19 protein-coding genes and 3 pseudogenes are annotated in these 26,530 nt (G+C 57.8%); 13 read left to right on the top strand and 9 right to left on the bottom strand.

From position 1 onward, the window contains the following. Positions 1-62 precede the first annotated feature (62 nt). Positions 63-755, top strand: coding sequence for a helix-turn-helix domain-containing protein (locus J2Y56_RS10725; protein ID WP_310350055.1), 693 nt, complete (start codon positions 63-65; stop codon positions 753-755). Between the two features lie 914 nt (positions 756-1,669). Here the strand turns inward: J2Y56_RS10725 and J2Y56_RS10720 are convergent. Further along, entirely contained in the window at positions 1,670-3,397 is a 1,728-nt protein-coding gene (locus J2Y56_RS10720) for a diguanylate cyclase (RefSeq protein WP_310350053.1), read from the bottom strand. A 1,984-nt stretch (positions 3,398-5,381) separates the two neighbouring features. On the opposite strand from J2Y56_RS10720, the gene J2Y56_RS10715 reads away from it, so the two are divergent. Further along, positions 5,382-8,150: an MCP four helix bundle domain-containing protein gene (locus tag J2Y56_RS10715; RefSeq protein ID WP_310350051.1), complete on the top strand. Its 2,769-nt coding sequence runs from the start codon at positions 5,382-5,384 to the stop codon at positions 8,148-8,150. 43 nt (positions 8,151-8,193) lie between these two features. Here J2Y56_RS10715 and J2Y56_RS10710 read toward each other — a convergent pair whose 3' ends face one another. The 4 genes and pseudogenes from J2Y56_RS10710 to J2Y56_RS10695 form a co-directional block, all read right to left on the bottom strand. After that, positions 8,194-8,997 carry an alpha/beta fold hydrolase gene (locus J2Y56_RS10710; RefSeq protein WP_310350049.1) on the bottom strand — a complete coding sequence of 268 codons (804 nt, stop codon included), beginning with the start codon at positions 8,995-8,997 and terminating at the stop codon, positions 8,194-8,196. Positions 8,998-9,295: 298 nt separating this feature from the next. Beyond that, positions 9,296-9,535 (bottom strand): annotated as a pseudogene (locus tag J2Y56_RS10705) (tyrosine-type recombinase/integrase); the annotation flags it as partial. Next, positions 9,508-9,951, bottom strand: a pseudogene (locus J2Y56_RS10700) (transposase); the annotation flags it as partial. The pseudogenes J2Y56_RS10705 and J2Y56_RS10700, both read right to left, overlap by 28 nt. 239 nt (positions 9,952-10,190) lie before the next feature. Beyond that, a complete protein-coding gene (locus tag J2Y56_RS10695; protein WP_007947159.1) occupies positions 10,191-10,556 on the bottom strand; it encodes a hypothetical protein in 366 nt (121 codons plus the stop codon). A gap of 350 nt (positions 10,557-10,906) precedes the next feature. Between J2Y56_RS10695 and J2Y56_RS10690 the strand changes: the two genes are divergently transcribed. From J2Y56_RS10690 to J2Y56_RS10675, 4 genes are read left to right on the top strand one after another with little or no spacing between them, the layout of a single operon-like run. Continuing rightward, on the top strand, positions 10,907-12,058 hold the full coding sequence (locus tag J2Y56_RS10690) for an efflux RND transporter periplasmic adaptor subunit (protein ID WP_310350046.1): 1,152 nt from the start codon (positions 10,907-10,909) through the stop codon (positions 12,056-12,058). Then, positions 12,055-12,741: an ABC transporter ATP-binding protein gene (locus tag J2Y56_RS10685; protein WP_150780821.1), complete on the top strand. Its 687-nt coding sequence runs from the start codon at positions 12,055-12,057 to the stop codon at positions 12,739-12,741. The genes J2Y56_RS10690 and J2Y56_RS10685 overlap by 4 nt, the downstream gene beginning before the upstream one ends. Further along, positions 12,741-13,952, top strand: a complete 1,212-nt coding sequence (locus tag J2Y56_RS10680) for an ABC transporter permease (RefSeq protein WP_310350044.1) — start codon at positions 12,741-12,743, stop codon at positions 13,950-13,952. Before J2Y56_RS10685 ends, J2Y56_RS10680 begins: the two co-directional genes overlap by 1 nt. Continuing rightward, positions 13,952-15,148, top strand: coding sequence for an ABC transporter permease (locus J2Y56_RS10675; protein WP_310350042.1), 1,197 nt, complete (start codon positions 13,952-13,954; stop codon positions 15,146-15,148). Before J2Y56_RS10680 ends, J2Y56_RS10675 begins: the two co-directional genes overlap by 1 nt. A 436-nt stretch (positions 15,149-15,584) precedes the next feature. Here J2Y56_RS10675 and J2Y56_RS10670 read toward each other — a convergent pair whose 3' ends face one another. After that, positions 15,585-15,827, bottom strand: a complete 243-nt coding sequence (locus tag J2Y56_RS10670; protein WP_007944285.1) for a hypothetical protein — start codon at positions 15,825-15,827, stop codon at positions 15,585-15,587. 611 nt (positions 15,828-16,438) lie between these two features. On the opposite strand from J2Y56_RS10670, the gene J2Y56_RS10665 reads away from it, so the two are divergent. Continuing rightward, positions 16,439-17,497 (top strand): diguanylate cyclase, encoded by a 1,059-nt coding sequence (locus J2Y56_RS10665; protein WP_150780818.1) that lies wholly within the window; start codon positions 16,439-16,441, stop codon positions 17,495-17,497. A 349-nt stretch (positions 17,498-17,846) separates the two neighbouring features. On the opposite strand, the gene J2Y56_RS10660 is transcribed toward J2Y56_RS10665, so the two are convergent. Both J2Y56_RS10660 and J2Y56_RS10655 read right to left on the bottom strand, forming a co-directional pair. Further along, positions 17,847-18,038 carry a hypothetical protein gene (locus J2Y56_RS10660; protein WP_310350040.1) on the bottom strand — a complete coding sequence of 64 codons (192 nt, stop codon included), beginning with the start codon at positions 18,036-18,038 and terminating at the stop codon, positions 17,847-17,849. Further along, positions 18,035-18,199: pseudogene (locus tag J2Y56_RS10655) on the bottom strand (PepSY domain-containing protein); the annotation flags it as partial. The pseudogene J2Y56_RS10655 and the gene J2Y56_RS10660, both read right to left, overlap by 4 nt. A gap of 63 nt (positions 18,200-18,262) precedes the next feature. Between J2Y56_RS10655 and J2Y56_RS10650 the strand changes: the two are divergent. Then, positions 18,263-18,502, top strand: a complete 240-nt coding sequence (locus J2Y56_RS10650; protein ID WP_310350038.1) for a DUF1214 domain-containing protein — start codon at positions 18,263-18,265, stop codon at positions 18,500-18,502. A 174-nt stretch (positions 18,503-18,676) separates the two neighbouring features. After that, positions 18,677-19,810: an aminotransferase class V-fold PLP-dependent enzyme gene (locus J2Y56_RS10645; RefSeq protein ID WP_310350036.1), complete on the top strand. Its 1,134-nt coding sequence runs from the start codon at positions 18,677-18,679 to the stop codon at positions 19,808-19,810. A 56-nt stretch (positions 19,811-19,866) separates the two neighbouring features. Here J2Y56_RS10645 and J2Y56_RS10640 read toward each other — a convergent pair whose 3' ends face one another. Continuing rightward, entirely contained in the window at positions 19,867-20,886 is a 1,020-nt protein-coding gene (locus J2Y56_RS10640) for an amidohydrolase family protein (RefSeq protein ID WP_310350035.1), read from the bottom strand. Between the two features lie 346 nt (positions 20,887-21,232). Here J2Y56_RS10640 and J2Y56_RS10635 point away from each other — a divergent pair, with 346 nt between their 5' ends. The 4 genes from J2Y56_RS10635 to J2Y56_RS10620 all read left to right on the top strand — a co-directional run bounded on the left by J2Y56_RS10635 (position 21,233) and on the right by J2Y56_RS10620 (position 26,484). Beyond that, positions 21,233-22,657 carry an FAD-binding oxidoreductase gene (locus J2Y56_RS10635; RefSeq protein ID WP_007946295.1) on the top strand — a complete coding sequence of 475 codons (1,425 nt, stop codon included), beginning with the start codon at positions 21,233-21,235 and terminating at the stop codon, positions 22,655-22,657. A gap of 26 nt (positions 22,658-22,683) precedes the next feature. Next, positions 22,684-23,631: a LysR family transcriptional regulator gene (locus J2Y56_RS10630; RefSeq protein ID WP_310337771.1), complete on the top strand. Its 948-nt coding sequence runs from the start codon at positions 22,684-22,686 to the stop codon at positions 23,629-23,631. 47 nt (positions 23,632-23,678) lie between these two features. Continuing rightward, positions 23,679-24,998 carry an MFS transporter gene (locus J2Y56_RS10625; protein ID WP_310337770.1) on the top strand — a complete coding sequence of 440 codons (1,320 nt, stop codon included), beginning with the start codon at positions 23,679-23,681 and terminating at the stop codon, positions 24,996-24,998. A 151-nt stretch (positions 24,999-25,149) separates the two neighbouring features. Further along, on the top strand, positions 25,150-26,484 hold the full coding sequence (locus J2Y56_RS10620) for an OprD family porin (protein ID WP_310337769.1): 1,335 nt from the start codon (positions 25,150-25,152) through the stop codon (positions 26,482-26,484). The last annotated feature ends 46 nt before the right edge of the window (positions 26,485-26,530 follow it).

Raw genomic sequence — 26,530 nt, 5'->3', positions numbered from 1 at the left:
CGCGTGGTGAAGTCGCGGGACTAGTTCAGAATCTGAAGTGTTGTAGTTGCGGAGGAGAGGCGATGGACGAAAGCTACGGTCAGTTCTGCACCGTCGCACGCGGTGCTGAAGCACTGTGCGAACGCTGGACGCCCTTGGTCGTGCGCGAGCTGCTGTGCGGCAGTAAACGCTTCAATGAACTGCACCGCGGCGTACCCCGGATGTCCACCAGTTTGCTGGCTCAGCGGCTGCGCCACCTGGAAGAGATCGGTGTCGTACATCGCACGGCCGCAGGCAAAGTCTGGGAGTACAGCCTGACCGAGGCAGGCGAGGATTTGCGCCCCATCATCATGGCGCTCGGCCATTGGGGTGCGCGCTGGATCGGCAGTCGCCTTCGCGATGACGAACTCGACGCGGGCCTGCTCATGTGGGACGTGCGCCGGTTCGCGCGCATCGAGACGTTCCCGTCCCGAGCGGTGATCATTCAATTCAGGTTCCGCGACGCACGCTCCGGCGAGCAAGAGTGGTGGCTGGTGGTCGAACATGGCGTGGCCGATCTGTGCCGCGACGACCCTGGTCGCGAACTCACACTCGTCGTGGACTCTAGCGTGCGCGCGTTGACCGAAGTGTGGACTGGCGACCGCACACCCAGGGAGGTTCTTCTGTCGCGTGAGTTGCGTGTGGACGGTGCCGTGCAGGATGCGGAAAACCTGTGGCGCTGGCTCGGCACGAGTGCGTTTGCCGGCACCCGGAGCGCTGCAATCGTACCTTTGTAATAACTATCGAAAAACGTAAGGGTTGGACTGGCAAGCGCTTGGGCTGAGGATACTTGCCATAAAAACCACTAATGTGAATGGCCTACTCTCTCCTCTCTAAATCCCGTTAGCTGCTTTTTGCCGGTAGCTGCCTGGTGCTGACCGTTCATTTTTTGGACGATTTCTGACTGTCGCGAAGGGCCGTAGTCGACCGATTCTGTTGAAAAAATCGGTTTTCAGCCTGAGTAAAATCAAGCACAGCCACCTTGAAAAACGCCGTTGCGTTGCTTGATTGTCATCTTTTTCCCAAGACTTTAAATACTGGTATGCCCCCGCTAAACCTAAACGTCGTACCTAGGGGGAGACAAGATGTCCGTTCGATTCGTTGTGGTAAACGCAAGACCAATGGAGCATAACCAAGACAGTGGAAGCGCAAATCCAGCGAGTCACGTTGCTCGCGGCTATCTCATCCTGGACAGGCATCAAGACCAAAGACTTCCAGACTGCTATATGAGCCGTAGTGAAGCCCAAGAAGAATGCGATAGAAGAAATGAGTCGTAGTGTCGAAGCTGAGCGGTACTGGAGCTTCTGCAGGTTTTGCATCAACTAGGAAGCCATCAGCAGAGAAAGCTTCTTGATGTAGACCGCGTATTGGGCAGGGATTGCGTCACTCGTTTACCCACATAACACAACGGATAGCTCCTCATTCTTCCAGAACCCGCCAGCTGTGATGTTCGCCGATCTGACCATGGCAATGAATGAATAGCCCTTGCCGAATACGGCAAGAAAAAGCGACGCTTACGTTTCATGGAGCGCTTAGATGCAGCGACAGCTTGTCGCGAAAATACATGCGCCGAATTTTGCCCATCATTTCCAAGCTGATCACCCTGTGTTCTCCTGCTCAAAAATTGAGCAGAAGCAGTTGAACACCTGGGTCAGTTTTCGGTCAGCTGCAACAGGGTAAACACCTCGACGGCATTCCTGCCGCCTCTCTTGGCGCGGTACATGGCTTCGTCGCCATAGCGCAGCAAATCGCGCAAATTGTCAGCCAAGTCGGGATATATCACCACGCCGATACTTGATGAAATGAAGAGTGTTACACCGTTATCCATGACAAAAGGTTGTTCAAGTATCAGGCGGATTTTCTCCGCGACCACAACGGCATCTTCTGCATTCCCGGCATCCGGCAGGAGGATGACGAATTCATCACCGCCAATTCGCGAGGCGGTATCAGACTCACGCAGTACAGACCTCATACGGGATGCGACCTGGGCCAATAACCAATCTCCGGCCTCATGCCCGTGTTGGTCATTGACCGCCTTGAACTTGTCCAGGTCAATAAACAGTAACGACAGCTTACGTTCTTCCCGTTTGGCGAGCGCGATCAGTTGTCCCAGCCGATCTTCCATCATTCGGCGGTTTGGCAAACCGGTCATTCGGTCGTAGAACGCCAGTTTGCGGATGACTTCTTCAGCCGCCTTACGCTCAGTGATGTCCATGGCGATGCCAATCTTTGCGGGTCGTCCGTTAAGTGACATACCCGATCCGTACACCGCCAGATCGAACAACGATCCATCTTTCCTGCGCGCTTGGTATTCGCTGGCCAGGCCCTCGATCCTGCCATCTGGGTGCAAGCGTTTTGGCACATTGGCTTCGAGCAGATCGTGATCACCTTCCGCCACCAGGTCGAACACACCGAGCGATTCAAGGAGCCTATGTTGCTCAACGCCGAACATCTGAGCGAGTCGTGTATTCGCAAACACGAATTTATGATCCTGGATTATGTAGACGCCGACTGCTGAAGTTTCAGCCACGCCGCGAAACATCGATTCAGCACGCATGAGGTTCAGGTGTTCCTGCTCGAGGTTACCAATCAGGGTGCCGATCCGCCGCGCGGAGTCATTAAAGGCATCCACCAACTGCCCCACCTCATCATTGGGCTGGTGTTCGATATGGACTTGATAGTTGCCGTTTGCCAGTTCGCGACTGCCCTGCGCGAGCCTCAGCACCGGTCGAACGAAGCTTAGCCGGACAATCAACCACATCCCGCCCAGGAACAGTATGTCCACCACCAACAACAGATAAGCGATATTTAGCTCGTCTTCCTGTTCGCGGTGCATCTCCTTTATCAGTGATACCATCAGCTGATCGACATCGTCGAGCAAACGTTGTGAACTCTCGGCAAGAGCGCCCATCTGCCTTGCATCCGGACGGGAGGTACCGTCACGCAGCAGCGCCGACTCGATATCTTCGCGGTAGCGCTGCCAGGCGATTCTGATCTCTTCTAATTTGAGCTGCTGTGGCGGTGTCATTCGCCGTATTTGATCGCTATTTGTATTTCCTCGGTGCATCAGCGTTCTGACCGCATCCTCATAGCTCTTGATGTCTGATATCGCAGCCTCCTTGCCGGGAGACCATCCGTTCAAAAAGCTGCTGGTGTTGAGCGCCATCCGGTGACCGAGGTAACGCATTTTGCCCGCAACCCGCATCGTTTCGTCAAAACCGGTGAATTCCGCGAACATGGCGTGCACGACCAGGATATTGCCAAGCCCGAGCAGCAGCAGCGCCAGGAACACAATCCCGATTTTCTTGCCGAGTCCAAAACGGGGCGCGACGGAAGGGCTAGAAGGAGATGGCGGACTTGGCATAAGTTCTTCTGTCATGTTTTTGACTCGGTTCGTCATGCGCTGATGGACAATGGATCAAGGTTTCACTTAGTTAGCACGTCGGCCAAAGCGGCCGGATTCCGTTGCAACCGCGTAAGAATCTGGTTTTCTGACCTGCGGATCTCTACGGGAAGCGCTACTTCGTCCACGACAAGTCAGTTTTCAAAAGCTCGAAGAGGGCTATCAGCCTGCAGCTGGCTAGAAAGTGTCAGGAAAACGCTGCTGCGTAGATTTAGGCCGGTTTTTTCACGGCTTCTGCTACCAGCCATTTCGGTTGACGCCCCGTCTTTTCTATCCAGCCGAAACAGCACAGACGACAATAACGTCGAGGTTGACCGGGGCAGGCAGGAAATGAAATGCATCGGGCGCTCGGAGTAAGTCATGACATCTTGGCTCCCGACAGAAACAACCGATGCTAGACACTTGGCGCGCTGCCTGAGGCCCAGACGCTTGAGAGGGAGCAACTCTTGGCGTAACAGCTTCCAGAATTGGGTGTCACTGAGCATCTGAAAACTCTGTTGTGGCGTTTCTCAAGTTGGCTGGGCCTAGTGACCTGAGAGGCAATTCGTTCATCCCTACGAGCCAGCAACAGGTACTAAAAATTCAAATAGATAAATGCACTGACCAAGCAGGCCACCAAGACGGCGTTTATCAGACGTAAGGCAGGCGGTGCGGCGGGCCACAACTTGCCAGGTAACATCACCATTCTCGTGCTGTTCTTACCGTTCTGCGTCGGCATAGCCAAGAGCTGCCGTAGTAAGGCATCTCCTCGACAAAACCGCTCTGAAATAGGTTGACCTGCACTTCGCTGAACAATGAATAACGCTGAAAACTTATGAAAGGCACCCTTTAAGCGCCGGCCCTCGCTTGTTTCACAGACCCGCAGGGCCGCGTTCAGACAGGCTTGATGGTAAGCCAAATCCTTGTTTTGCTCACATCGAAAATCTGTCCCTCCTCGATCATCGCCAACACGAGTGCATCTGCAATGCCATAGCGATCACGGGCGGCCGGACAATCTCTCTTCGCCCATGCGCCATGACACTGAATGCGTTCTGCGACACCTGCACAAACAAGACAACTCATGTGATCACCATTGTTTTTTAATAGTTTGTAGCTGATCCGTCGTTTTTCAGCCGCTTTACTCTAAAAACCCACCGCATGTGCAATCACGGAAAGCAACCATGCACGCAAGATTCAGAGTGATGAGACCACCACACTGGGCGATGGCAGCAAGCGATACAGGGTCGTTGATCTTGTAGAAAGCGGTTCAGCTAGTAAGCATGGTTTCTTCAAGGTTAAGAGAGAGGCAGACGCTGTTTGCTCGACATTGAATACTGAGCATCCGGGTCAGTTAGAAGTGCCCGACAGGGAGACGCAGAGCTGTCACGCTCAAAGGAAGCAAACAGCCAAGTTCATTCCGTGGACGAAGCAGATCGAGTTTGCAGGCAAAGCCTATATCCCGCGTTGGTACCCTATATACCTGACAGGTGTGCCGCAGATGAGTGCGGCTCAGCTTCGTCGCTACATGCCGTTTCTTCTATCGCATTCTTCTTGGGCTTCACTGCATAACAAATAGCAACTCGACGGGAGCAAATCCACTGCCTTTATCGGGCGGCCTTACTCTCTCTTCGCGTATAGCTGCTCACTGCACCAGACCCTTTCAAGGAAATCATCGTTTTTCATTGCTCGGCTGGGCGCAATACATTCCAATTCAGAGCGGATGCTGGATGGGGCATGCCCTAATACGCGGCCTCAATACCACAAGGATATTGGGTATGGCTGATTGGGGGAAGCTCGACCGACTTATTGCGGAGTCTTGGTTATGATCGACTCGGCAGCGCTCAATTGCGCAAGTTAACCCCATGGCCAGCCGTCTTCGGGGGACAAGTACCAGTACGTGCAACCGCCGGTTCTGCCGGACATAGAGCACAGTGTGATGAGTTTCACGCTATGTGGCCGGAGAGAAAGTATGCAGTGGTTCATGAAGTTAAAGCTGGGGGCAAAACTGATCTTCACGTTCCTTGCAGTTTCCGCAATGGCATTGATGATTGGCGTACTCGCCTACATGAATATCTACAAGGTTGCCGACATGATGGCCAGCATGTACGCCGACCGTCTGGTGCCGATCCGCGATCTGGGGTATGCCAATAGTGAACTGAAGGAGAATATGGCCCGGATTTACAGGGCTTGCACGGAAACCGACCTGAAAGTGATGGCGTCCCTGACACCGAAAAACCAGGCGTCGGAGCGCCACATCGTCGACCTCATGAATGCGTATCGCCAGACGTTACTGGTTGATGGCGAGAAACAAAACTTGAGCGTGTTCGACCAGCAATGGCCGCTCTATATCCAGGCGGCGCAGAAAGCGCTGGCATTGGGGGTGGCGAACAGGAATCTGGAGGGGCTCGCGGTGCTGCAGGTTGAGGTTATGCCGTACTACACGGTATTGCAGACAACCTTGGAGACGATGATCAAGATCAACGAGGATACCGCCAGTCACGGGATCGCCGAAGCCGATGTAATCGTGGGGCGGATCGGCCAGACAATGGTGGGCCTGGTGATAGGCGGCATTGCGCTGGTCATCCTGATCGGTTGGCTGATTACCCGCATGATTGTGCGGCAGATTGGTGGTGAGCCGTCCTATGCAGCGGATATTGCGCGCAAGGTGGCAGCCGGTGATTTGACAGTGACACTGCACACCAAAGCCAGCGACCGCTCCAGCCTGTTGTACGCATTGAAAATAATGCTCGAACAGCTGCAAGCGTATTACGCACAATTGGAGCAAAAGGTCGATGAACGCACTGCTGCCTTGACGGATGTGCTCGCGCAGCAAGCCGCCAGCATGAAGGTGAAAGCCAGCCTGATCGCCGAAATCCAGGAAAAGAATCGTCAACTTCAGGTCGCCGACCAACACAAAAGCGACTTCTTGGCCAATATGAGCCATGAGATTCGCACGCCGATGAACGTGATCATCGGCATGAGCTACCTGACGCTGAAAACCGAATTGAACCCGCGCCAGCGCGATTACATCGACAAGATCCAGCAGTCTGGCAAGCATTTGCTGGGCATCATCAACGACGTGCTCGATTTTTCCAAGATCGAAGCCGGCATGCTCAATGTCGAACAGACCGAGTTCACCCTTGAGGAGCTGCTCGACAACGTGGTGAACCTGGTCGGTACGCGGGCCGCGCAGCGCAACCTGGAACTCATCCTCGATGTGGCCAGCGACGTCCCGACCACGCTGATGGGCGATCCGCTACGCATGGGGCAAGTCCTGGTCAATTTTGCCGGCAACGCGGTCAAGTTCACCGAACAGGGTGAGATCTCAATCGTGGTTCGTTTACAGGAGCGCAGCGAGTCCGATGCGCTGCTGTATTTTGCGGTCAAGGACACCGGCATCGGTCTGTCTGAAGAGCAAATGGGGCGCCTGTTCCAAAGCTTTCAGCAAGCCGATACTTCGACTACCCGCCAATACGGCGGCACCGGCCTGGGTCTGGCGATTGCCAAGAAGCTGGCCGAATTGATGGGCGGCACGGTTGGCGTGGACAGCGTCATGGGCCAGGGTTCGACATTCTGGTTCACCGCTCGGGTTGGCATCGTGTCAGAAGCGCGCAAAAACCTGCCAAACCCGCACAGCGGCCGGATGCTGGCGGTGGATGACAATAACAGCGCCCGTCACGGTGTTTCGCAGGAGGCTCCCATGGGCCGCAGCATGGCGGCGATTTTCGGTGCGCGGGTACTTTTGGTGGAGGACAACGCACTGAACCAGCAGCTGGCGAGCGAACTGCTGAGCGATGCCGGATTGCTGGTCGATATTGCTGGCAATGGAGAAATTGCCGTCGACCGGGTGCAAACGTGCGGCTACGACTTGGTGCTGATGGACATGCAGATGCCCGTACTCGATGGCGTGAGCGCGACGCGTGCCATACGTGCCTTGCCAGGCAAGCGTGATCTGCCCATCGTTGCCATGACCGCCAACGCCATGCTGGCCGATCGCGAACGCTGTAGGGACGCAGGCATGGTGGATTTTGTCGTCAAACCGATCGACCCAGACGTACTGTTCCGTACTTTGCTGCGCTGGATCGAGCCTACCGGCGCAACGGCAGAGGCTGTAGGCACCCAAACGACCGATATCACCTCCGATGGGGACTTGAATCTCTGTGGTGTGGACGTGGCGGCCGGGCTACGTCGAGTGCTGGGCAAACACCGTCTGTATCTGGATTTGTTGAATAGCTATCTGACCGGTCAGAGCTCCTTGCTGTCGCAACTGAGCGCGGCGCTGGCGGTAGGTGAACTGGAGACGGCCGAGTTGCTGGCCCATAGCTGCAAGGGCATGTCAGCGACCATCGGTGCCAACACCGTCGCGCAGGCGGCAGATGCATTGGAGCAGGCATTGCGTGCAAACAGGCCACTCGATGAGCTGCAGGTCTGTCTGCAAGATTTGACTGCGCCTTTGGAGGCATTGCTGGGGCAATTGCGCGAGAAACTGCCCTGTGCGGTCGAAGCAGCCCCAATAGCCATCGACGTTGGCGAGTTGCAGGCGATTTGCCGACATCTCGATGAGCTCCTGGGTGACTTTGATGCGCAGGCCGTGCCGTATTTCGCGACACATGCGGGCGTCCTGCGCGGTGCGTTTGCCAACCGTTTCCCGCAACTGGAGGGGGCGGTGAAACGATACGAGTTCGAGGGGGCGCAGGTCATTCTGAGCGAGACCCTGCTGACCTATGAAGCAGACGCAATGAACGGGTAGCCGCCGCTCGTGACGATAGTACTCACCGCTGCGCAATCACTCATCAGCGGCTTGTTTCGAGTAACCGGCCTACTGCATCCAAAACGAGGTCTGGAGCTTCTCGATGCGGGACATGATGACAATCTTCCAGAATCAGATATTTCCCGAGTGCCTTCGTGAGCCCGGCAATGCGCATGGGATGTAACGCGGATCCGTACTCATCCTGTTCCCCATGAAACGCAAGCAGCGGGCAATGAATCACATCGATGGTGTCTTCAATCGTCCATCCGCTGAACGACGCCGAAAGCCAAGTATCCGTCCAGGCGGACAGCACCCACTGCGCTTTATCGCCATGATATTTCTCAAGGCGCACCATTTGCCCCGGATCTTCAAACTGCACCTTGGCTTCTTTAATACCGCGCAGCGTCTGCTCCTCAACAAACGCTTGTGCAGAAACGGTGATCAATGCAACGCAGCTCTGCGGATACAAGGATGCGCAACACGCCGCCATCGCACCACCAACGCTATGGCCCATGGCAACAAAGCGGTCGATTTGCAACGCGGATTTGATAAAGGCAAAGAAGCGCTCGGCTTCGTCGCGTATGAAATGCATCGGCAAACTCTCGGGGTGTGGATCCGACTGCCCGAAGCCGAGTCGGTCGTAGGCAATGACTTCATGACCCGTTGCCTGACAGAGCCGTTCGGGAAAGTCTCGCCATAATTCGACGCATCCAAGGGAATCATGAAAAAGAATAATTGGCGGTTTTAGCTGACTGCCCTCCTCACCCGCCGGGAACCAGCGTCGAGTAAACAGCCGCCCATGCGGCGTAACGATCCAAAGTGTTTCAACACTGACAACTGATGACATTGAATTTCTCAACTGATCTTTCAGGCGGGTTGGAAAAAATCTAGTAATCCCACAAATCAAGAGCCCTTGAAGGCTTCAGTGCAGTGAATTGCCTGCTACGTCGAAGTCAGCATGGCAACGCATCACCAGGACAGCAAGACCATCGCCTTGGCCAGAAACAGGATGCCGAGCACATTCATCAGCACAAGAAGGTGGATCCTCCGTATTCGCAGCGCCGTCATGCGCCCCGTTCGCATCAGGTAAACCACATAGATGAAGTTAAAACACCTTCGCGGCCCTTGCTGTTGGTGCTGGATGGTCAGACTTCTGTCTGCTCTGCCATTTCCAGGGCATCATCGACCTCGATGCCCAAGTACCTGACGGTGCTTTAAAGCTTCGTATGTCCCAGCAAGAGTTGAACTGCTCTCACGTTCTTTGTCCTGCGATAGATCAACGATGCCTTGGTTCGCCGTCGCGTGTGAGTACCGTACATCGTTGGGTCAAGGCCAATGGCTGTCACCCACGCTTTGACTATTCGGGAGTATTGCCTAGTGGATAGATCGCCTCCAGCAGTCCTGCGATGCCGAAGATGCTCATCATTCGTTTGAGGTTGTAAGCCAGCACATGAAGGCTCATCTCAGTGCTCACCCGCGGCAGGGTTTTGGTCAGGAAGTGGGTACTTCCCATCCAGTATTTGAGCGTTCCAAAAGGATGTTCAACGGTCTGTCGGCGAACCCTCATCATCGCCGGATCATGTTCGAGCCGAGCCTGCATCGCGTCGATTACCCCCTCATGTTCCTCATCCGATGCAGCAACGTAGATGAAGTCTTGCTTACCAAATCGGCCTTCGGCTTTGCTGCCAGAGGTCAGGGGTTTCGGTACGAAGTTAGTGATGCCGGCTTGCTCGCACGCAAGGATTTCCAGACCTTTGTAATAGCCTCGGTCGGCTACCACCGTCAGCGATTCAGCGCCGATTTCTACAAAGTGGTGAGTAGGCTGTCCGGTGGTAGCTGTGCTTGATTTTACTCAGGCTGAAAACCGACTTTTTCAACAGAATCGGTTAGAAGCTGATACTCAAAGGTGAACTCCTGACGTTCCATCCTTTCATCGTAACGCTTGTGCTTCACTGGCCGCGCGAGCGCGGATGAGCAGTCGAGGGACCGCTCCTCGCAGCCAGTCGATGAGTGTCTGCCAATGTAAGTAAAACCGTTTAGCTACTCGACAAGCTCGACGTAATCAGACTCGCCACCTCCAGTCGCACCGGACAACCAACCCCAAACGAAGTGGAGAGTCGTGCGCCCAGTTTGATCAGCCCCCACCGTGCCGCGCGACCAACCAGCAAGAAGCTCACCATCCGTAGTTAAACAGTGGTAAAGAAGTTCAATGGTATCGGGGCCTGTCACGCGACCAACCTGGTTTCCTATACGGATCCGTCCGCCTTGGTAGCGGCTGGTAATAGCACCGTCTTCTACAAAGTAATGAAATATCGTGCCGGCACCTGATAGACCTTTGGTGTTGTTCGCTACTGTGAATCGGCGATTGTTCAAACGCTCGTTGATTAGGGAAAAAGCGATTTCCATAAGTGTCGTGTCCTTCCAGTGAGAAATCCATTCCTGTCTACGCCCACCTTAAACCAGGCTGCGTAGAGGGTTCCATCTGAAAGTCCGCCAGGGGTTGAAGACATTCAGGTATGGGCAAAGCGAGGCACAGTTTCCGGGGATATTTCGACGTCGTAGCGTCGCCGCGGCAAGGAATATTATTAAGTTGGCATGGCTGGGAAATAGCCGTTTCGAGAGAAACAAATCTCATTTCGCCATTTATCTGACGCTCGTCTGAAAAGCGCAAGAAAACCGTCGAATAAATGACGTTTCGCGTTGAGCTTTTACCCTCCTGACCTACGCTCAAGCCATGTGGGGAGGAGGTGCCGTCCATGCGCAAATTATTGATTGGCTCGTCGATGCTGGCCTGTCTGGTGGTGCTGGGTGGCTGGTTGAGTCGACCACAGCCATTGCCGGTCAGGCTGCTAGAGGTTGAGCGGGGACCGGTGGAGACGCTGGTGGCCAACACTCGCGCGGGTACGCTGAAGTCCTGTCGACGTTCGCATCTGTCCTTCAATGTCGGCGGCCAGGTAGCCGAGTTGCTGATCAGCGAAGGCCAGCGGGTCCAGCCGGGTCAGGTGCTCATGCGCCTGCGGCAGGACGAGCAGCAGGCCCGGCTGCAGAAGGCCGAGGCGCGGCTGGAGGCCCAACGCAACGCCCGCGAACAGCGCTGCCAGCAGGCTCATCTGGACCGGCGCGACCTCGATCGCCTGAGCCAACTGGCCGACCGCAAGTTGGTTGCCGCCGATCGCCTCGATCAGGCCGAGACCAAGGCTCACCTGACGAAGCTGATGTGCAGTGCCAGTGCCGTGCTGATCCGCGAGGCCGACGCCAGCCTGCAGTTACAGCGTTCGCTGCTGGAGCAGGCGACACTGCGGGCGCCATTCGCCGGCATAGTCGCAGAAATCAACGGCGAACTCGGCGAGTTCGTCACCCCTTCGCCGCCGGGTATTCCCACGCCGCCGGCGGTCGACCTGATCGACGACAGCTGCCTGTATGTCGAGGCGCCGATCGATGAGGTGGACGCTGCCCGGGTTCGCCCCGGAACCGCCGTACGGATCAGCCTGGATGCCTTCCGTGGCCAGCATTTCGCCGGCCGCGTCAGTCGCATCGCGCCCTATGTGCGTGAACTGGAGAAGCAGGCGCGCACCGTCGATGTCGAGGTGCGCTTCGACCAGCCGCCGGCCGACTTGGTCCTGCTCACCGGCTATAGCGCCGATGTCGAGATCCTCTTGGAGCAGCGCGCACGTGCTTTGCGCATCCCCACCGAGACCCTGCTGGAGGGACAGCGTGTGCTGCGATATGACCCGACAGCCCGGGTGTTGCGCGAGGTGGAGGTACAAACCGGGTTGAGCAACTGGCGCTGGACCGAGGTGCTCGCAGGGCTGGACGAGGACACGCGTATAGTCGCCAGCCTCGAGCAGGAAGGGCTCAAGGACACCGTGGCGGTGATCCCGATGGATGCGGCGGAGATTGAGCAATGATCCGTCTGCGCGGCGGCAGCCGCAGCTTCCAGTTGGGCGAGCAGCAGGTGATGGGGCTGGACGGCCTGGATCTGGACATCGCCGCCGGTGACTACATGGCGGTGATGGGCCCGTCGGGCTCGGGCAAGTCGACCCTGCTGAATATCCTCGGTTTGCTCGATGCGCCGAGCGCCGGCGAATACTGGCTGCAGGGCGAGGCCACGGCGACGCTGAGCGAGGCGCGACGCGCCCAATTGCGCAGCCACCTGATAGGTTTCGTGTTCCAGTCCTACCACCTGATCGCACGGCTGACGGTACTGGAAAACATCGAGCTGCCGATGGTCCTCGCCGGCATCGGCGCGGCGCAACGGCATAAGCGCAGCAGCCAATTGGTGGCGCGCCTGGGGCTGGGCGAGCGCATTGCCCACCGCCCGGCCGAGCTATCCGGTGGTCAGCGCCAGCGCGTCGCCATCGCCCGGGCGATGGTCATGCAACCGGCGCTGTTGTTGGCCGACGAGCCCACCGGCAATCTCGATAGCCAGGCCGGCGCCGAGGTCTTCAGCCTGCTGGAGGAGCTCAACGGCGAGGGTCTGACCCTGATAGTGGTGACCCACGACGCCAGCCTGGGCGCCCGCGCGCAGCGCCAGTTACACATGCGTGACGGGCGGATCCACAGTGCTGCTCCACAGCTGGCGCTGGCCTGATGCGCGCCGCCGATACCCTGGGCTTCTGGCTCGGCGCCTTGCGTGGGCATCGCTCGCGCAGCCTGATGCTGCTGCTGGCCATCGCTATCGGAGTGGTTGCGGTCAATCTGCTCACCGGTCTTGGCGCGGGGGCGCGGGCCTTCGTCCTGAACGAGTTTTCGCTGCTCGGGCGCGACATCCTGATCGTTTTCCCGGGCCGCAAGGAAACCACGGGGCGCATGCCGCCGCTCACCGGCCTGACGCCGCACGAGTTGACCTTGCAGGACGTCCAGGCCATCACCCAGTTGCCAGGCATCCGCCGGGTCGCGCCGCTGCAGGCCGGGCAGATGGAGGTGATAGTCGGCAACCGCAATCGTGAGGTGCTGACCCTGGGCACCACCCGGGACTTCTTCGCCATTCGCCAACTGACGGTCGTCCAGGGCCAGCCCCTGCCGGCGCTGGACCCTGAGCAGGCCGAGGCCGTCTGCGTGATCGGCGGCAAACTCCGGCGCGAGCTATTCGGTGCGCGCCCGGCCCTGGGTGAATGGTTGCGCGCCGGCGACCGGCGCTTCCGAGTGGTCGGCATCCTCAGTGAGCGGGGCGAATCCCTGGGGATGGATTTCGCCGAGATGTTGATCATCCCGGTGGCCAGTGCCCAGGCCTTGTTCAATCGCGAGGGGTTGTTGCGGGTGTTTGTCGAGGTGCGTGGTCCGAGCTTTCTCGACCGTAGCAAGCGGCTGATACTCGCCGCGCTCAAGGAGCGCCACGAGGGTGAGGAAGACATCACCCTGATCAGCCAGGACAGCCTGCTCAGCGCCTTCGACGAGATACTCGCGGTGCTGACCCTGGCGGTGGCCGGGATTGCCGCGATCAGCCTGCTGGTGGCAGGCATCCTGATCATGAACGTGACCTGGATTGCGGTGAGCCAGCGCAGCGCCGAAATCGGCCTGCTCAAAGCCATAGGTGTGACGGCGGCGCAGCTGCGCCTGCTGTTCCTCGGCGAGGCGGCGTTGCTCGCCCTGACGGGGGCGCTGGCAGGGCTACTTCTGGCCGAAACCTTGCTCTGGCTGGGGCGCCTGGCGTTCGATCTGCCGCTCTATGCACCCTGGTGGGCGCGGGCTAGCGCGGTGCTGCTGGCACTCGGCACGGCGCTGCTGTTCGCCTGGCTGCCGGCCGCTCGGGCCTCGGCGATGGAGCCGGTGGCGGCGCTACGCCCGCCGGGAGCGCACTGATGCGCTGGCTAGATGGTTTCCGGCTGACCAGCTCGGCGCTGACCTGTCGACCCTTGCGCAGCCTGCTGACCCTGCTCGGGGTAGCGATCGGGATAGCCGCCGTGGCGCTGCTCACGGCCATAGGCGAAGGCGTGCGCGGCTATGTGCTGGAGAACTTCTCGCAGTTTGGTACGCGGATCATCACCGTGCGCCCGGGCAAGACCCAGACCAGCGGCCTCGGCGGTCTGCTCGGCAGCGTACGGCCACTGACAATCAGTGATACCGACGCCCTGCGGCGCTTGCCACATGTCGAGGCGGCGGTGCCGATCATTCAGGGCAGCGGGGATATCCAGTTCGGTCAACTGAGCCGGCGCAGCGACATAATCGGTGGCGGCCATCAGCTGGCGCAGGCCTGGCGCATGCAACTGAGCCTGGGCGAGTTCCTGCCCTTGGCCCGTGACGGTCGTTCGCCGCCCTATGTGGTGCTCGGCCATCAGCTGCGTGTCGAGCTGTTCGGTGCACGCAATCCGCTGGGCGAGCTGATCCGCGTCGGCGGCGTGCGTTTCCGGGTGATCGGCGTGATGGCGCAGAAGGGCCAGTTACTCGGCTTCAACCTCGACGATATCGCCTACATCCCGGTGGATTGGGCCGAAAGCCTGTTCAACCGCACCGGGGTGGTCAAAGTCCATGTGGTGTTCAGCGCCGGCACCACTTCGCGAACGTTGAGTCGGCAGATTCGCCAGGTGCTCGGCGAACGGCACGGCGTGGAGGACTTCAGTCTGACCACCCAGGACGACATGCTGCGCAGCTTCAATCGCGTTCTCGGCACCCTGAGCCTGGCCATCGCTGCCTTGGGGGGCATTTCCCTGTTGGTCGGCGCCGTCGGCATTCTCACCATCATGACGACCACTGTGGGCGAGCGCACGGCGGAAATCGGCCTGTTGCGGGCGATTGGTGCCAGTCCGCGGCAGGTGCTCGGGCTGTTTCTCGCCGAAGCGACACTGCTGTCCCTGGCCGGTGGTCTGCTGGGTCTGCTGTTGATGGGCCTCCTGCTCGGGCTACTGCACCTGGCCATGCCGAGCCTGCCCTTGGCGCTGCAGCCGCTGTTTCTGCTACTGGCGCTGCTGCTGGCGGCGGTGCTCGGCATTCTCGCCGGCCTGGCTCCGGCACTGCGGGCGGCCCGCCTGCATCCGGTGGCTGCTTTGCGCAGTGAATAGCCGCCCTCGAAAAACACTAAACTACGAAATAGCCGCTGAACGATTTAGCCGGTGACGTGCCGGCGCTCTTCATCGTGGCGGTTGGCCTTGGCCATCTTGACACCCCACTCGCAATTGACCGCTCGACCCCGGACACACTATGGGGCCTAAGAGCAGGTTTGACTGTCAGGATCGGGACGAAAATCGAGTTTCCAGGCAATTTTTTGGTCTGCTGATCAACCGAGCGCCGAAAGATTTTACGCAGCAACGCAGTCTTCAGCTGTGCCCGCGTTTTTTCACAGCCTGGGGCGTTTCTGCCTGTCACGACTGTGCAATTACCCAGCAGGCGGGACTTCGGTTTCATTTCGCTTTGGATCATCACCCTGCCGGGAGATGTTTCCAGCTGCATCCTCATCAATTTCCATGCTGAGTCTGCGTACTGATTCGGGAGATGTTACTAACCCCCCTGAGTATCAATATCGGCATCTTGAACCGGCTTATGTTCAGGTTCTGATTTGAAGTCGGGACTGTACGAGTTTTCTTTAGCTGCGGGGTCCTGCTTTGGATTATTGGGTGCGTCGACCTCGGCCGTTTTCGACGGAACTTCAGACCGCTTGGGGTCATGACCCGTTTCGTTATCCGTGCTGCTCGTACCGCCATGCTGCGATATGTTTCCCGGTGCATTCTCATCAATGTCCATGCTGGTCTCCGATAGTTATGTAAATGTCCGTGCTTGAACATGAGAGGTAGGGGAAACACTGTAAGTGCCCGGCAATAGACGAATGGCGAGAACAAAAAACCCGGCTCACGGGCCTAATGCTGTTCATTTAAGGAGCGACACAATTCTGTAGCAGCTGGCGCAGCCTGCGTCCGGCTGCGTCCGGCTGCGTAGCAGTCGTAAATCCTCGACGCGCTGATTTCCTGAAACACCGCATCGTTTGATTTCACGACTGCTACGCAGCCGGACGCTGGCTGCGCCAGCTGCTACAAGGTTCGCGTTGACTTAAGTGAACAGCATTACGGCTCACTGGCCGGGTTTCACTTGTGGATTCAACCGGTCGCGACAGGCAGAAATCGGCCAAAAACAGCCCGTCAGATGTGCCTATGAAACCAGGACCGATTCAGAAGTCGCTCTGCTGGCGATTCAATATTATGATCGAAAGGCCAGCGAGGCTTGTACGATCGTGGCAGGCCAGGAGTTAGAGCGGTTTGCCTAAGCCTTGAGAGCGCTTGCAAGGTCGCTCTTCACCCTCGCGTTAATATTGAAGACAATAACTATCGAGGGAGCGAAACATGAATGGTGATGGGATAATGGAAAATAAGATTGGCAAAGGAAAGTCTTTTGCCAAACGAATCTACTTGCCACGCCTTATTGGCCTGGCGATTGGCATGCTGAGCGTACTGGCCGCCATTGCGCCGCTGGGCCTGCCGGGATGGGTATGGGTACTGTTGCTTTTCAACGGCTTGGTTTGGCCGCATCTGGCCTATCAATTGGCCACCCGTGCTAGTGAGCCGTATCAGGCGGAGCGGCGCAACTTACTCTACGACTCAGTGATGGGCGGGTTCTGGACCGCGACCATGCAGTTCAATCCGTTGCCTGCCGTCACCATCCTTTCGATGATGACGATGAACAACGTCGCTGCAGGCGGCCAGCGTTTATTCGTGCATGGCGCGCTGGCCCAAGTTGTCGGAATTCTGCTTGCGATAACACTGTTCGGCCCGCAGGTGCAACTTACTGCAACCGCCCTACAGATCTACGCCTGCTTGCCGATGCTGACGCTCTACCCATTAGCGCTGGGCTGGGTCTGTTATCGCCTGGCCATTAAGCTCGCCGACCACAAGCGCCGTCTTAGCGCCCTGAGCTGTACCGACAGTCTCACCGGCCTGCTCAATCATGGGGCGTGGAAGGATTTGCTTCATCTGCAGTTTTTCGCCTTCCGGCAGGAGAGCTTCGAAACGGTGATCGCGATCATTGATGTCGATCACTTCAAACAGATCAACGACACTTACGGCCATCTCGTTGGCGACAGCGTGCTACGCCAGCTGAGCGCCGAACTTAAGAAAAACCTTCGCCAAGGTGACCTGGCCGGTCGCTTTGGTGGAGACGAGTTCTGTGTGATCCTGCCCAACAGCCCACTGAGCCAGGCCGGCGAAATTATGGAGCGACTGCGAGGGGCAATGGGCAACTACCGCAATGAGCAACTGCCTGAGCTGCGAGTCAGCCTGAGTATCGGCTTGGCATCGTGCTGCAGTGCAATGACCGACGCCGCAGACTGGCTCAACGAAGCCGACAAGGCACTGTATGCGGCCAAGAACAGTGGGCGCGACAAGGTCCATTTCACCTTAGGCGACATCGTCAACGCACCTTGAATCACAGTGGATTCGCTAGACACCTTGCAAACCAATTTTTTGATCTGTAAACCACTGAGGTTAACAACTCAAAAAAGTGGTTTATAGCAACCAGGTAATTCCCTCGTGGAAACTGCTGGGATAATGCCCGATGGAGCGCGTGTTTCGCAGCTTGAAAACTGAATGGACCAGCACACGCCGTAGTTACGACCGGCAGAGAACGGCCAAAAGCGGACGGTCAAGCCGCGCATACGTCCAGCCAATAGTTGTAATGATCGAGCCTGAAACAGAGAGGCACCGGTATCAGTGGGGAAAGAAAATCGTAACGACTGTTTCGCCCCCCACTCTGCGAGCAGAACGCCGATTACGATCACGAACGCGGTCGTTTTACACGACGCATGCGTATCCAGACCACCCCGACCAGCAGCAAAAGCACACCCAGGCTGAGCCACGACACCACGTCATAGAATTCATCGCCGATTAAAGCCGAAAGCAAACCGAGAAAGCTCAGCAGAGCCAGCAGCAGCGGCCAACGAAATATCATCCACAGACCGCGCCTCATGCCCTGCCCTCCGTTGCCAGGCCACTGGCATTCAGCTCTGCAAGGCGCTTTTCCAACGGTACCTTGCGTCGGCCCCACCAGAGATACAGACCACTACCCAATACGACGATGGAAATCAGGTCGAGCAGTGCCCAGATGACCTTCAATGGCAAGCCACCATAGCCATTTGTGGACCAGATACCCGATACGCAAGGCTCGGGCGGTCATGTTCGGTACTAATCCTTATGTATCCACGATTGCCGAGAGTTACAGGGTATAGCCGGCGATCAGGTACAAAACTGTACCTGATCAGCCTGGATTTACCAGTTATAACTCACACCCACAAAAAACCGCAGGGAGAGAATGCCGCTAACTGGCTTCCGGCAGCCGAAGGCGGTTTCTACGTGATGTTGCGCCTTTACCAGCCTTCAGAGGACGTGCTTTCGGGCAAGTGGCAGTTGCCACAATTGAACAAAGTCAATTGAGAGACGGGGACGAACTGTCCCGATCATTGGCCAATAGCCTGGACTGAATGTCCGCTATTGGCTGTGGATTCAACCTTTCGACAGAAGTCGCAATTCAATCCCGGGCAATCTTGTCATTTGCCAAGGCTTAGGGCAGGGTCGATACCACTGACATCTCTGCCAAAGGAGTCACCCATGTCAAAGCTATATCCCAGTATCGATCCCGAGGGGTTGGTCGAGTACTCAGTGGTCTACACCGACCGCTCGCTCAACCACATGTCGCAGTCATTTCAAGGCGTGATGAAGAACATTTCCAGGACCCTGAAACAGGTCTACAACGCCCAGGCTGTTGCGGTGGTGCCGGGCAGCGGCACATTCGGCATGGAAGCGGTGGCGCGACAGTTTGCCACCGACCAGCAATGCCTGGTGATACGCAACGGCTGGTTCAGTTATCGCTGGAGCCAGATCCTTGAGATGGGCAACATCCCGGCGGACACCACGGTGCTGAAAGCCCGACCGGTCGACACGGGTCGCCAGGCTGCCTACGCCCCTCCCCCTCTGGACGAAGTGCTGGCAGCCATTGCGGCGCAGAAGCCGCAGATTGTCTTCGCCCCCCACGTTGAAACCTCATCAGGGATTATCCTGCCCGACGATTACCTGCGGGCCGTCGGCGACGCCGTGCATGCGGTGGGTGGCCTGTTCGTGCTGGACTGCATTGCCTCAGGCACGCTTTGGGTTGACATGCACAAATGCGCAGTCGACCTGCTGATCAGCGCACCGCAGAAAGGCTGGAGCGCCTCCCCTTGCTGCGCCCTGGTGATGTTCAGTTCTTTGGCCCTCGAACGCATCGAACAGACGCAGAGCAGCAGCTTCGCCTGCGACCTGAAAAAGTGGCTTCAGATCATGCAGGCCTACGAACAGGGCGGACATGCCTACCATGCGACCATGCCCAGCGATTCCCTCGCGCGGTTTAACGAAGTGATGAAAGAGACGCAAGCCTACGGTTTCGACAAGGTCCGCGACGAACAACAGGCTCTGGGTGATCGGGTGCGCGCAATGTTGACCGGAAAAGGCATCAAAAGCGTGGCCGCAGCCGGCTTTCAGGCCCCTGGCGTAGTGGTGAGCTACACCGATGATGCCGACATCAAGAGCGGCAAGAAATTTGCCAACCACGGCCTACAGATCGCCGCCGGAGTGCCGTTGCAATGCGACGAGCCGGCCGACTTCCAGACCTTCCGCATTGGTCTGTTCGGACTCGAAAAACTGCAAAATATCGAGCGCACGGTCAGCACCCTCGAGCAGGCACTGGACGAGGTGATGGTCAACTAAGCCCTCATCCGGCCCTGGGCACTGCCTACCCATCCGAGTCAATCGTGACGTATTGGTCAGGCAGTAAAGCCGAACAGGCGTTTGGGGGTCTCCCAAAGTATCTGCTGGCGGTCGCTGGCATTCGGGAACATCTCGCCGAAGTTTGTCAGAACGGTGCCCAACTCCATGTTTTGACGCGCGCGCAAGAACGGCCAGTCGGTGCCCCACATACAGTTTTCGGCAGTGAATGCCTGCAGCAATGCCAGTTGGTAGGGTTGGGCATCGGCATAGGGGTAACTCTGCCTGGAGTATTGCGACAGCCCGGACAGTTTGACGAAGGTACGTCCGTTGCCGGCAAGAGACAGCAGTGCCTGGAAGGCCGGTTGTTGCAAGCCGGCACTGGCATCGGGCCGGCCGGAGTGGTCGATCAGCACACGCGCACGAGTGCGCTCAAGCAAGGGCAACAGCGCGAGCAACTGATCGTCCTTCACCTGGATCTGGGCAAACAGGTCCAGCTCGGCCAAGCGCCCCATCAGGGTATCGACCTTCAGAAAACGCTCGGGGCCCAGCAGCGCAGCGTTGAGTGCCACACCGATTACACCCTGCGCCTTGTACTGCGCGAGCGTCTCGCTGGAGATGTCGCTCGGCACGACGACCACACCTTTATGGCGCCCCTTGTTGCGCGCCAGCGTGTCCAGTAGACAACTGTTGTCGTAGCCATAAGCGGAGGTCGGCTGCACGATCACTGAATGGCGAATGCCATAGGCCTGCATGACCTGCTCGTAATACGCCGCAGGACCGACCTCAGGTCCTGCCGGCTGGTAGGTAGCGTCCGCGGGATAGGGGAATTGGACCGGGTCGATCACATGATGGTGGCAATCGATCTTGGGCTGAGACAACAGAGTGAGTTGTTGGGCATCCATAACCGGACCTGGTGATTGATCGCTGCCTGGTTTGTCTGCGCTCTGCTGACCACTGTTTGAGGCGGCCTGACTGAGGATCGGCATGCTGAGCGCGGCGCTGGCTGTCAGCACGACGGAGCTTTTTTTGAGCAGCGAGCGGCGGGAGAACCCGCTGTCATCGAAACGCATGGCCATGTTCAATTCCTTTGATTTATTAGTATGGCGGCTATAGCGAGTCAATCGCCGCTACTACCGTCAAGTCGGTAGCGTCGAACTTAAAGCAAACGCTTGCCCAGCGTCGTCTGTGAAGTCATTAAGCAGGTATCGGTTTTCCTTATGCCGGAAAAAAGCGCCCGCGCAGGCAGCGGACTACCCCAAGAACCGTTGGGGCCACCATCTGCCCCAGGGATAGGGCCATCTCTATTCTGCATAACCGCAAGCCCGTCCATGCGGCTAAGATATAGCCAACTCCACTCCCCGTGCCGGATGCCTCGTACTCCAACGTCGCTCGGCATGAACAAAAACAACAGGAGATCCCTGCATGCAAGGCCCTGCGATCAATACGTTTGAATTCAAATCGCTGCCATCAGCGCTGCTCGAAGAACTGACTGCCCTGCTCGGTGCCAGGTTCAGTTCTTCAGCGAGTGTTCGTGAGCACCACGGCAGTGACATTTCCGCCCTTGATCCCATGCCGCCGCAAGCGGTGGCCTTTGTGAACAGCCTTGCAGAGATCGTCAGCGTGCAGAAGGCCTGCCACACCCATCGAGTGCCGATCATCCCCTACGGTAGCGGCAGCTCTCTGGAGGGGTGGTTACATGCGGTACACGGCGGCATCTGCATAGATGTGTCGGGCATGAACCAGATCATCGAAGTGCGCGTCGACGACATGGATGTCACGGTACAACCAGGGGTGACCCGCAAACAGTTGAATGCCGCCTTGCACGGGACCGGCTTGTTCTTCCCGATCGACCCGGGTGCAGATGCTTCATTGGGCGGCATGGCGGCCACCCGAGCTTCGGGTACCAACGCGGTGCGCTACGGAACGATGCGCGAAAACGTCCTGGCCATGACGGCCGTACTTGCCGATGGCCGTGTGCTGCAGACCGGCGGCCGGGCACGCAAGTCGTCGGCAGGCTATGACCTGACTCACCTATTGGTGGGCTCCGGCGGCACCTTGGCCACCGTTGCCGAACTGACGGTAAAACTGCACCCGATCCCGGAGGCCATTTCGGCGGCCGTGTGCAATTTTCCCAGTGTCGATCACGCGGTGCGCACGGTTATCCAGGCCATCCAGTTGGGCATACCGATGGCGCGCATTGAACTGATCGACGCATTGACGGTTCGCGCGCTCAATGCCTACAGCAAGACCACGCTGCAAGAGGCCCCTTCCCTGTTCTTCGAACTGCATGGCTCCGAGTCCAGCGTCAAGGAACAGGTGGAAACGCTACGCATGCTCGCCGACGAACAGGGTGGACAGGACTTTGAATGGGCGCTGCACCCTGAAGACCGCAGCCGACTTTGGCAGGCACGGCATGATGCCTACTTCGCCGCACTGGCGCTGCGCCCAGGTTGTCGCTCGGTCACGACCGATGCGGTTGTCCCTATCTCGCGACTGGCCGAATGCATTGAGGCGACGGCCATCGATCTGCAGGAACACGACTTGCTGGCCCCCATATTCGGCCACGTTGGCGATGGAAACTTTCATGCGGTGATCCTGATCGACCCGGCCGACCCGGCACAATTGGAACGGGCAACCCTCGTCGCTCACCGTCTGGCCGAACGCGCCATCGCCATGAACGGTTCGTGCACCGGAGAACACGGCGTCGGCCTGACCAAGCAATCATTCATGCTGTCGGAATTTGGCCAGAACGCGGTAGACACCATGGCGGCCATCAAGGCAGCGCTGGACCCACAACAATTGATGAACCCCGGGAAGATTTTTGCCCGAGGTACCCCGGCGGCGTAAACCCGAGACTTGCAAGAGGTACGCTTATGGAAATCCGCCAGCTCAAATACTTCCTGGCCGTTGCCGATGCGGGCAGCCTTTCAGGAGCAGCCCGCAAGGTGCTCATCGCGCAATCGGCGTTGAGCAAGCAGATGTGCGCGCTGGAAGACGAATTGGGTGTGACGCTGTTCCATCGCAGCAATAGCGGCATCGCCATCAATGAGGCAGGCCAGGTGTTCTACGAGTATGCCCTGGGCATTCTCAAGCAATTGCGCGATGCCAAGGCAGCGGTCCTGCCGGGGCATGGCGTATTGACGGGCTCCATCGTCGTGGCGCTGCCGCAGAGCGTTTCACCGATCATTGCCCTGCCGCTGCTGCAGGCAGTGGGCCGGAAATACCCCCAGGTGGAACTGCAATTGAATGAAGAGTTGACCGGCAATCTGGTCGACCAGTTGATCCGTGGCAGTGTCGACATCGCGCTGTTCACGCCCACGGGATTGCCTGCGGAAGTGAGCTTTACGCCACTGATTGAAGAGGACCTCTATCTGATCCATCGCGCCAACGACCCTGAGGCGCCGCCACCCGGCGAGGTGACCCTGGCCCAGGCCGTCACGCGGCCGCTGGTCTTTCCCAGCAAGGCCCACAGTCACAGCACCCGGGCCATCGTCGATCGGGCCTTGGAACAGCAACAGCGAGCGCCCGCCGCAGTAGCCATGGAAGTCAACTCGGTCTACATCCTCAAAAGTGCCGTCGAGGCTGGCATTGGACCGACCATCATGCCGCTCAATCTGGCGGTGCGGGAAGTGGCTGAAGGGCGCTTGGTTGCCCACCCCTTCGCTGCGCCTGGCGTATTCCGGACGCTGGGTATCTGCACCTGCGGAACGCGACCCGCCAGCAACTTGCGGACCTTGATCGCGCAACTGATTAGCCAGGTGGTACACGACATGTGCCGATCAGGCGAATGGCCTTCGACACGCTTACTGCCTGCTACCTGAACAAGAGTTTCATCTTCGCTTCGACAACAACAATAAAGAGGCTAGACATGAACCAACCTCCACTCCCGGCGGGCGTAATGCCCGACCACGCATTGAAATCAGCCTACCGCAAGACAGCCTGGCGGATTATCCCGCTGTTGATCGTCTGTTATCTGGTCGCTTATCTGGACCGGGTCAACGTCGGTTTCGCCAAGTTGCAGATGCTCGACGATCTGAAATTCAGTGATGCCGTTTATGGCTTGGGCGCGGGCATTTTCTTCGTCGGTTACCTGATGTTCGAAATCCCCAGTAACATCGCCCTGCACCGCTTTGGCGCTCGCCGCTGGATCGCTCGCATCATGGTGACCTGGGGGCTTTTGTCGGCGGCGATGATGTTCATCGAGACGCCCCTGGCCTTCTACGCACTGCGTTTGCTGATTGGTATTGCCGAGGCGGGATTCTTTCCCGGCATCATCTTCTATCTCACCACCTGGTTCCCCAGCCATCGACGCGGGGTGATGACGGCGATGTTCATTACCGCCCTGCCCGTCTCGAGCATGCTCGGCGCGCTTATCTCGGGCTTTATCCTGCAAAACCTCAACGGCGTCGCGGGTTACGCTGGCTGGCAGTGGCTGTTTGTCATCGAAGGGCTGCCTGCAGTAGCCCTTGGGGCGGCAGTATTCTTCCTGCTGCGCGACAGAATCGCTGATGCGCATTGGCTCACGCCTGAAGAACGCCAGGGCATGCAGGCGGCCATCGATCGTGAGGCTTCGCAGAAACAGAGCCATCGCCTGCGCGACGGCTTGGTCAATCCGCAGATCTGGCTGCTCGGCGCCGTGTATTTCTGCCTGGTGCTGGGCCAGTACGTGATCAGCTTCTGGCTTCCGACCATTATCCGTAACAGCGGCGTGCAGCAACCGGCGGTGATCGGTGTGCTCAGTGCCATCCCCTATGCGGCCGCTGCAATCACTATGGTGCTGGTAGGGCGTAGTTCCGACCGGCGTGGGGAGTACCGCTGGCATTTGGCAATTTGCGCCTGCATCGGCGCACTGGGCATAGCCTTCGGCACCTATTTCGGCGACAACCTGTTGCTCGGCATGATTGGCCTGACCATCGGCACGGCCGCGATGGTCAGCAGCCTGCCGGTTTTCTGGGGCATGCCCAGTGCAGTGGTTGGTGGCGCAGCCGCCGCGACGGGCGTGGCGTTGATCAATTCACTGGGCAATATTGCCGGTTTCTTCAGCACGATTGTCGTGGGTTGGTTGACTCAAGTGACCGGCAATACCCATGCAGCGATGTACATCATGGCTTCGATACTGGTCGTCGGTGGTGGGCTCGGCTTGCTCGTTTACCGCCTGCGCCCGACACCTGTCGCCCAGACAGTTTAAATCGCCGACAGCACCTTCGAGTCAATTTTAAAGCACATGCGCTGAGGCCCAGTACGCCCTGATGAAACTGTCAGGGCCAGGCTGAACTCGCCTCGAAAAAACCTGCGCGCCTACAAAACAACAATTAAAAAAACAACAGGAGCACATAACAATGACAAAAACTTCCCCTGTAAATCCTTTAATGCTGTCCGCCATTGGCTGCTTGTTGGCCGGCCCGGGCACTGCTTTCGCTGACTTCCTGGCGGACAGCCAGGGAAACCTGAACGTGCGCAATTTCTACTTCAATAACGACTATAGAAATCAGCCCGGTCCTCAAGGCCAAAGCAAAATACGCGAGTGGGGCAATGGCTTCATGCTGGATCTCAAGTCAGGCTACACCGATGGCACATTAGGCTTCGGGCTTGATGCACTCGGTACCCTGGGCGTACGCCTGGACGGAGGGGCAGGCAATCATCGGGGCAGTTCCATGTTTCCCGATGACAGCGATGGGAAGGCTGTTCATGAGTTCAGCCGGCTGGGTGTTACCGCCAAGGCCAAATTATCAGACACCGAACTCAAGGTCGGAACGCTGCTCCCCAAACTGCCGATCCTGGTAGCGAACGACGGCCGACTGCTCCCGCAATTGTTCGAAGGTGCAATGTTGACCTCCAAACCCCTGGACAACTTGACTCTGGTTGGCGGGCGCATCAACGAAGCCACCGGGCGAGCTTCGACTAACCGTTCGGGGCTGGCCGTTGCCGGAGGGCGGCGTGAAAGCAACAATTTCTCCTTCGCCGGAGCAGACTATCAATTGAGCAAGCCGCTTCTACTACAGTATTACCATGCCAAACTCGAAAATTATTACGATCAAGACTTTCTTGGCTTGATACACACGTTCCCCATTGCCGAAGGGCAAACATTCAAAACCGATTTGCGCTACTTCCGAACCCGGGCGGAGGGTAAAAACGATAGTGCCCAGGGACGCGCTTCCGGCTATACGCTCAGCGGCTTTGGCGATACCCCGGGCCGAATAGACAATGACACCTGGGCGGCGATATTCACTTACAACGTGGGCGGCCATTCGCTCACCGGTGGCTATCAGAGGGTGTCTTCCGGCAGCAACTTCACCCAATTGAACCAGGCCAGCACTGGCGAAGGTGCCGCCGGCTCCAGTACTTATCTACCTACGGACAGATTCGTCTCGAGCTTCCTGCGGGCGGGCGAAGATACCGTGTTCGGCATGTACTCCTATAACTTCGTTGCATCTGGATTCCCCGGCCTGACAGCGTCCGTTGGCTACTACCGTGGCACCCATATCATCCAGTCTGGTGCACAGGATGCTCAAGAGTGGGAGCGCGACATCATTGTTGACTACGTCATTCAAAGCGGCCACCTCAAGGGGCTGGGATTGGGCTTGAAAAACGCGATGCTTCGAAGTGATGTACCGAGTGACGGCGCCCAGGATCAGACGCGACTAGTGATGTCCTACACGCTTCCCTTGTTTTGAATTCGAACCCATCAAGGGCTTCCCTACGACAGCCCCGGCCGCCCTG

Origin of the sequence: Pseudomonas sp. BE134, from assembly GCF_031456105.1 — a bacterium.
Taxonomy (GTDB): domain Bacteria; phylum Pseudomonadota; class Gammaproteobacteria; order Pseudomonadales; family Pseudomonadaceae; genus Aquipseudomonas.
The sequence above is the reverse complement of the archived record's forward strand: the minus strand, read 5'-3'. Positions and strand labels throughout refer to the sequence as shown.

Coding starts and splice junctions, on each gene's coding strand:
- J2Y56_RS10725 (WP_310350055.1), top strand. CDS start 63: ATGGACGAAAGCTACGGTCAGTTCTGCACCGTCGCACGCGGTGCTGAA.
- J2Y56_RS10720 (WP_310350053.1), bottom strand. CDS start 3,397: ATGACAGAAGAACTTATGCCAAGTCCGCCATCTCCTTCTAGCCCTTCC.
- J2Y56_RS10715 (WP_310350051.1), top strand. CDS start 5,382: ATGAAGTTAAAGCTGGGGGCAAAACTGATCTTCACGTTCCTTGCAGTT.
- J2Y56_RS10710 (WP_310350049.1), bottom strand. CDS start 8,997: ATGTCATCAGTTGTCAGTGTTGAAACACTTTGGATCGTTACGCCGCAT.
- J2Y56_RS10695 (WP_007947159.1), bottom strand. CDS start 10,556: ATGGAAATCGCTTTTTCCCTAATCAACGAGCGTTTGAACAATCGCCGA.
- J2Y56_RS10690 (WP_310350046.1), top strand. CDS start 10,907: ATGCGCAAATTATTGATTGGCTCGTCGATGCTGGCCTGTCTGGTGGTG.
- J2Y56_RS10685 (WP_150780821.1), top strand. CDS start 12,055: ATGATCCGTCTGCGCGGCGGCAGCCGCAGCTTCCAGTTGGGCGAGCAG.
- J2Y56_RS10680 (WP_310350044.1), top strand. CDS start 12,741: ATGCGCGCCGCCGATACCCTGGGCTTCTGGCTCGGCGCCTTGCGTGGG.
- J2Y56_RS10675 (WP_310350042.1), top strand. CDS start 13,952: ATGCGCTGGCTAGATGGTTTCCGGCTGACCAGCTCGGCGCTGACCTGT.
- J2Y56_RS10670 (WP_007944285.1), bottom strand. CDS start 15,827: ATGGACATTGATGAGAATGCACCGGGAAACATATCGCAGCATGGCGGT.
- J2Y56_RS10665 (WP_150780818.1), top strand. CDS start 16,439: ATGGAAAATAAGATTGGCAAAGGAAAGTCTTTTGCCAAACGAATCTAC.
- J2Y56_RS10660 (WP_310350040.1), bottom strand. CDS start 18,038: ATGAGGCGCGGTCTGTGGATGATATTTCGTTGGCCGCTGCTGCTGGCT.
- J2Y56_RS10650 (WP_310350038.1), top strand. CDS start 18,263: ATGTATCCACGATTGCCGAGAGTTACAGGGTATAGCCGGCGATCAGGT.
- J2Y56_RS10645 (WP_310350036.1), top strand. CDS start 18,677: ATGTCAAAGCTATATCCCAGTATCGATCCCGAGGGGTTGGTCGAGTAC.
- J2Y56_RS10640 (WP_310350035.1), bottom strand. CDS start 20,886: ATGGCCATGCGTTTCGATGACAGCGGGTTCTCCCGCCGCTCGCTGCTC.
- J2Y56_RS10635 (WP_007946295.1), top strand. CDS start 21,233: ATGCAAGGCCCTGCGATCAATACGTTTGAATTCAAATCGCTGCCATCA.
- J2Y56_RS10630 (WP_310337771.1), top strand. CDS start 22,684: ATGGAAATCCGCCAGCTCAAATACTTCCTGGCCGTTGCCGATGCGGGC.
- J2Y56_RS10625 (WP_310337770.1), top strand. CDS start 23,679: ATGAACCAACCTCCACTCCCGGCGGGCGTAATGCCCGACCACGCATTG.
- J2Y56_RS10620 (WP_310337769.1), top strand. CDS start 25,150: ATGACAAAAACTTCCCCTGTAAATCCTTTAATGCTGTCCGCCATTGGC.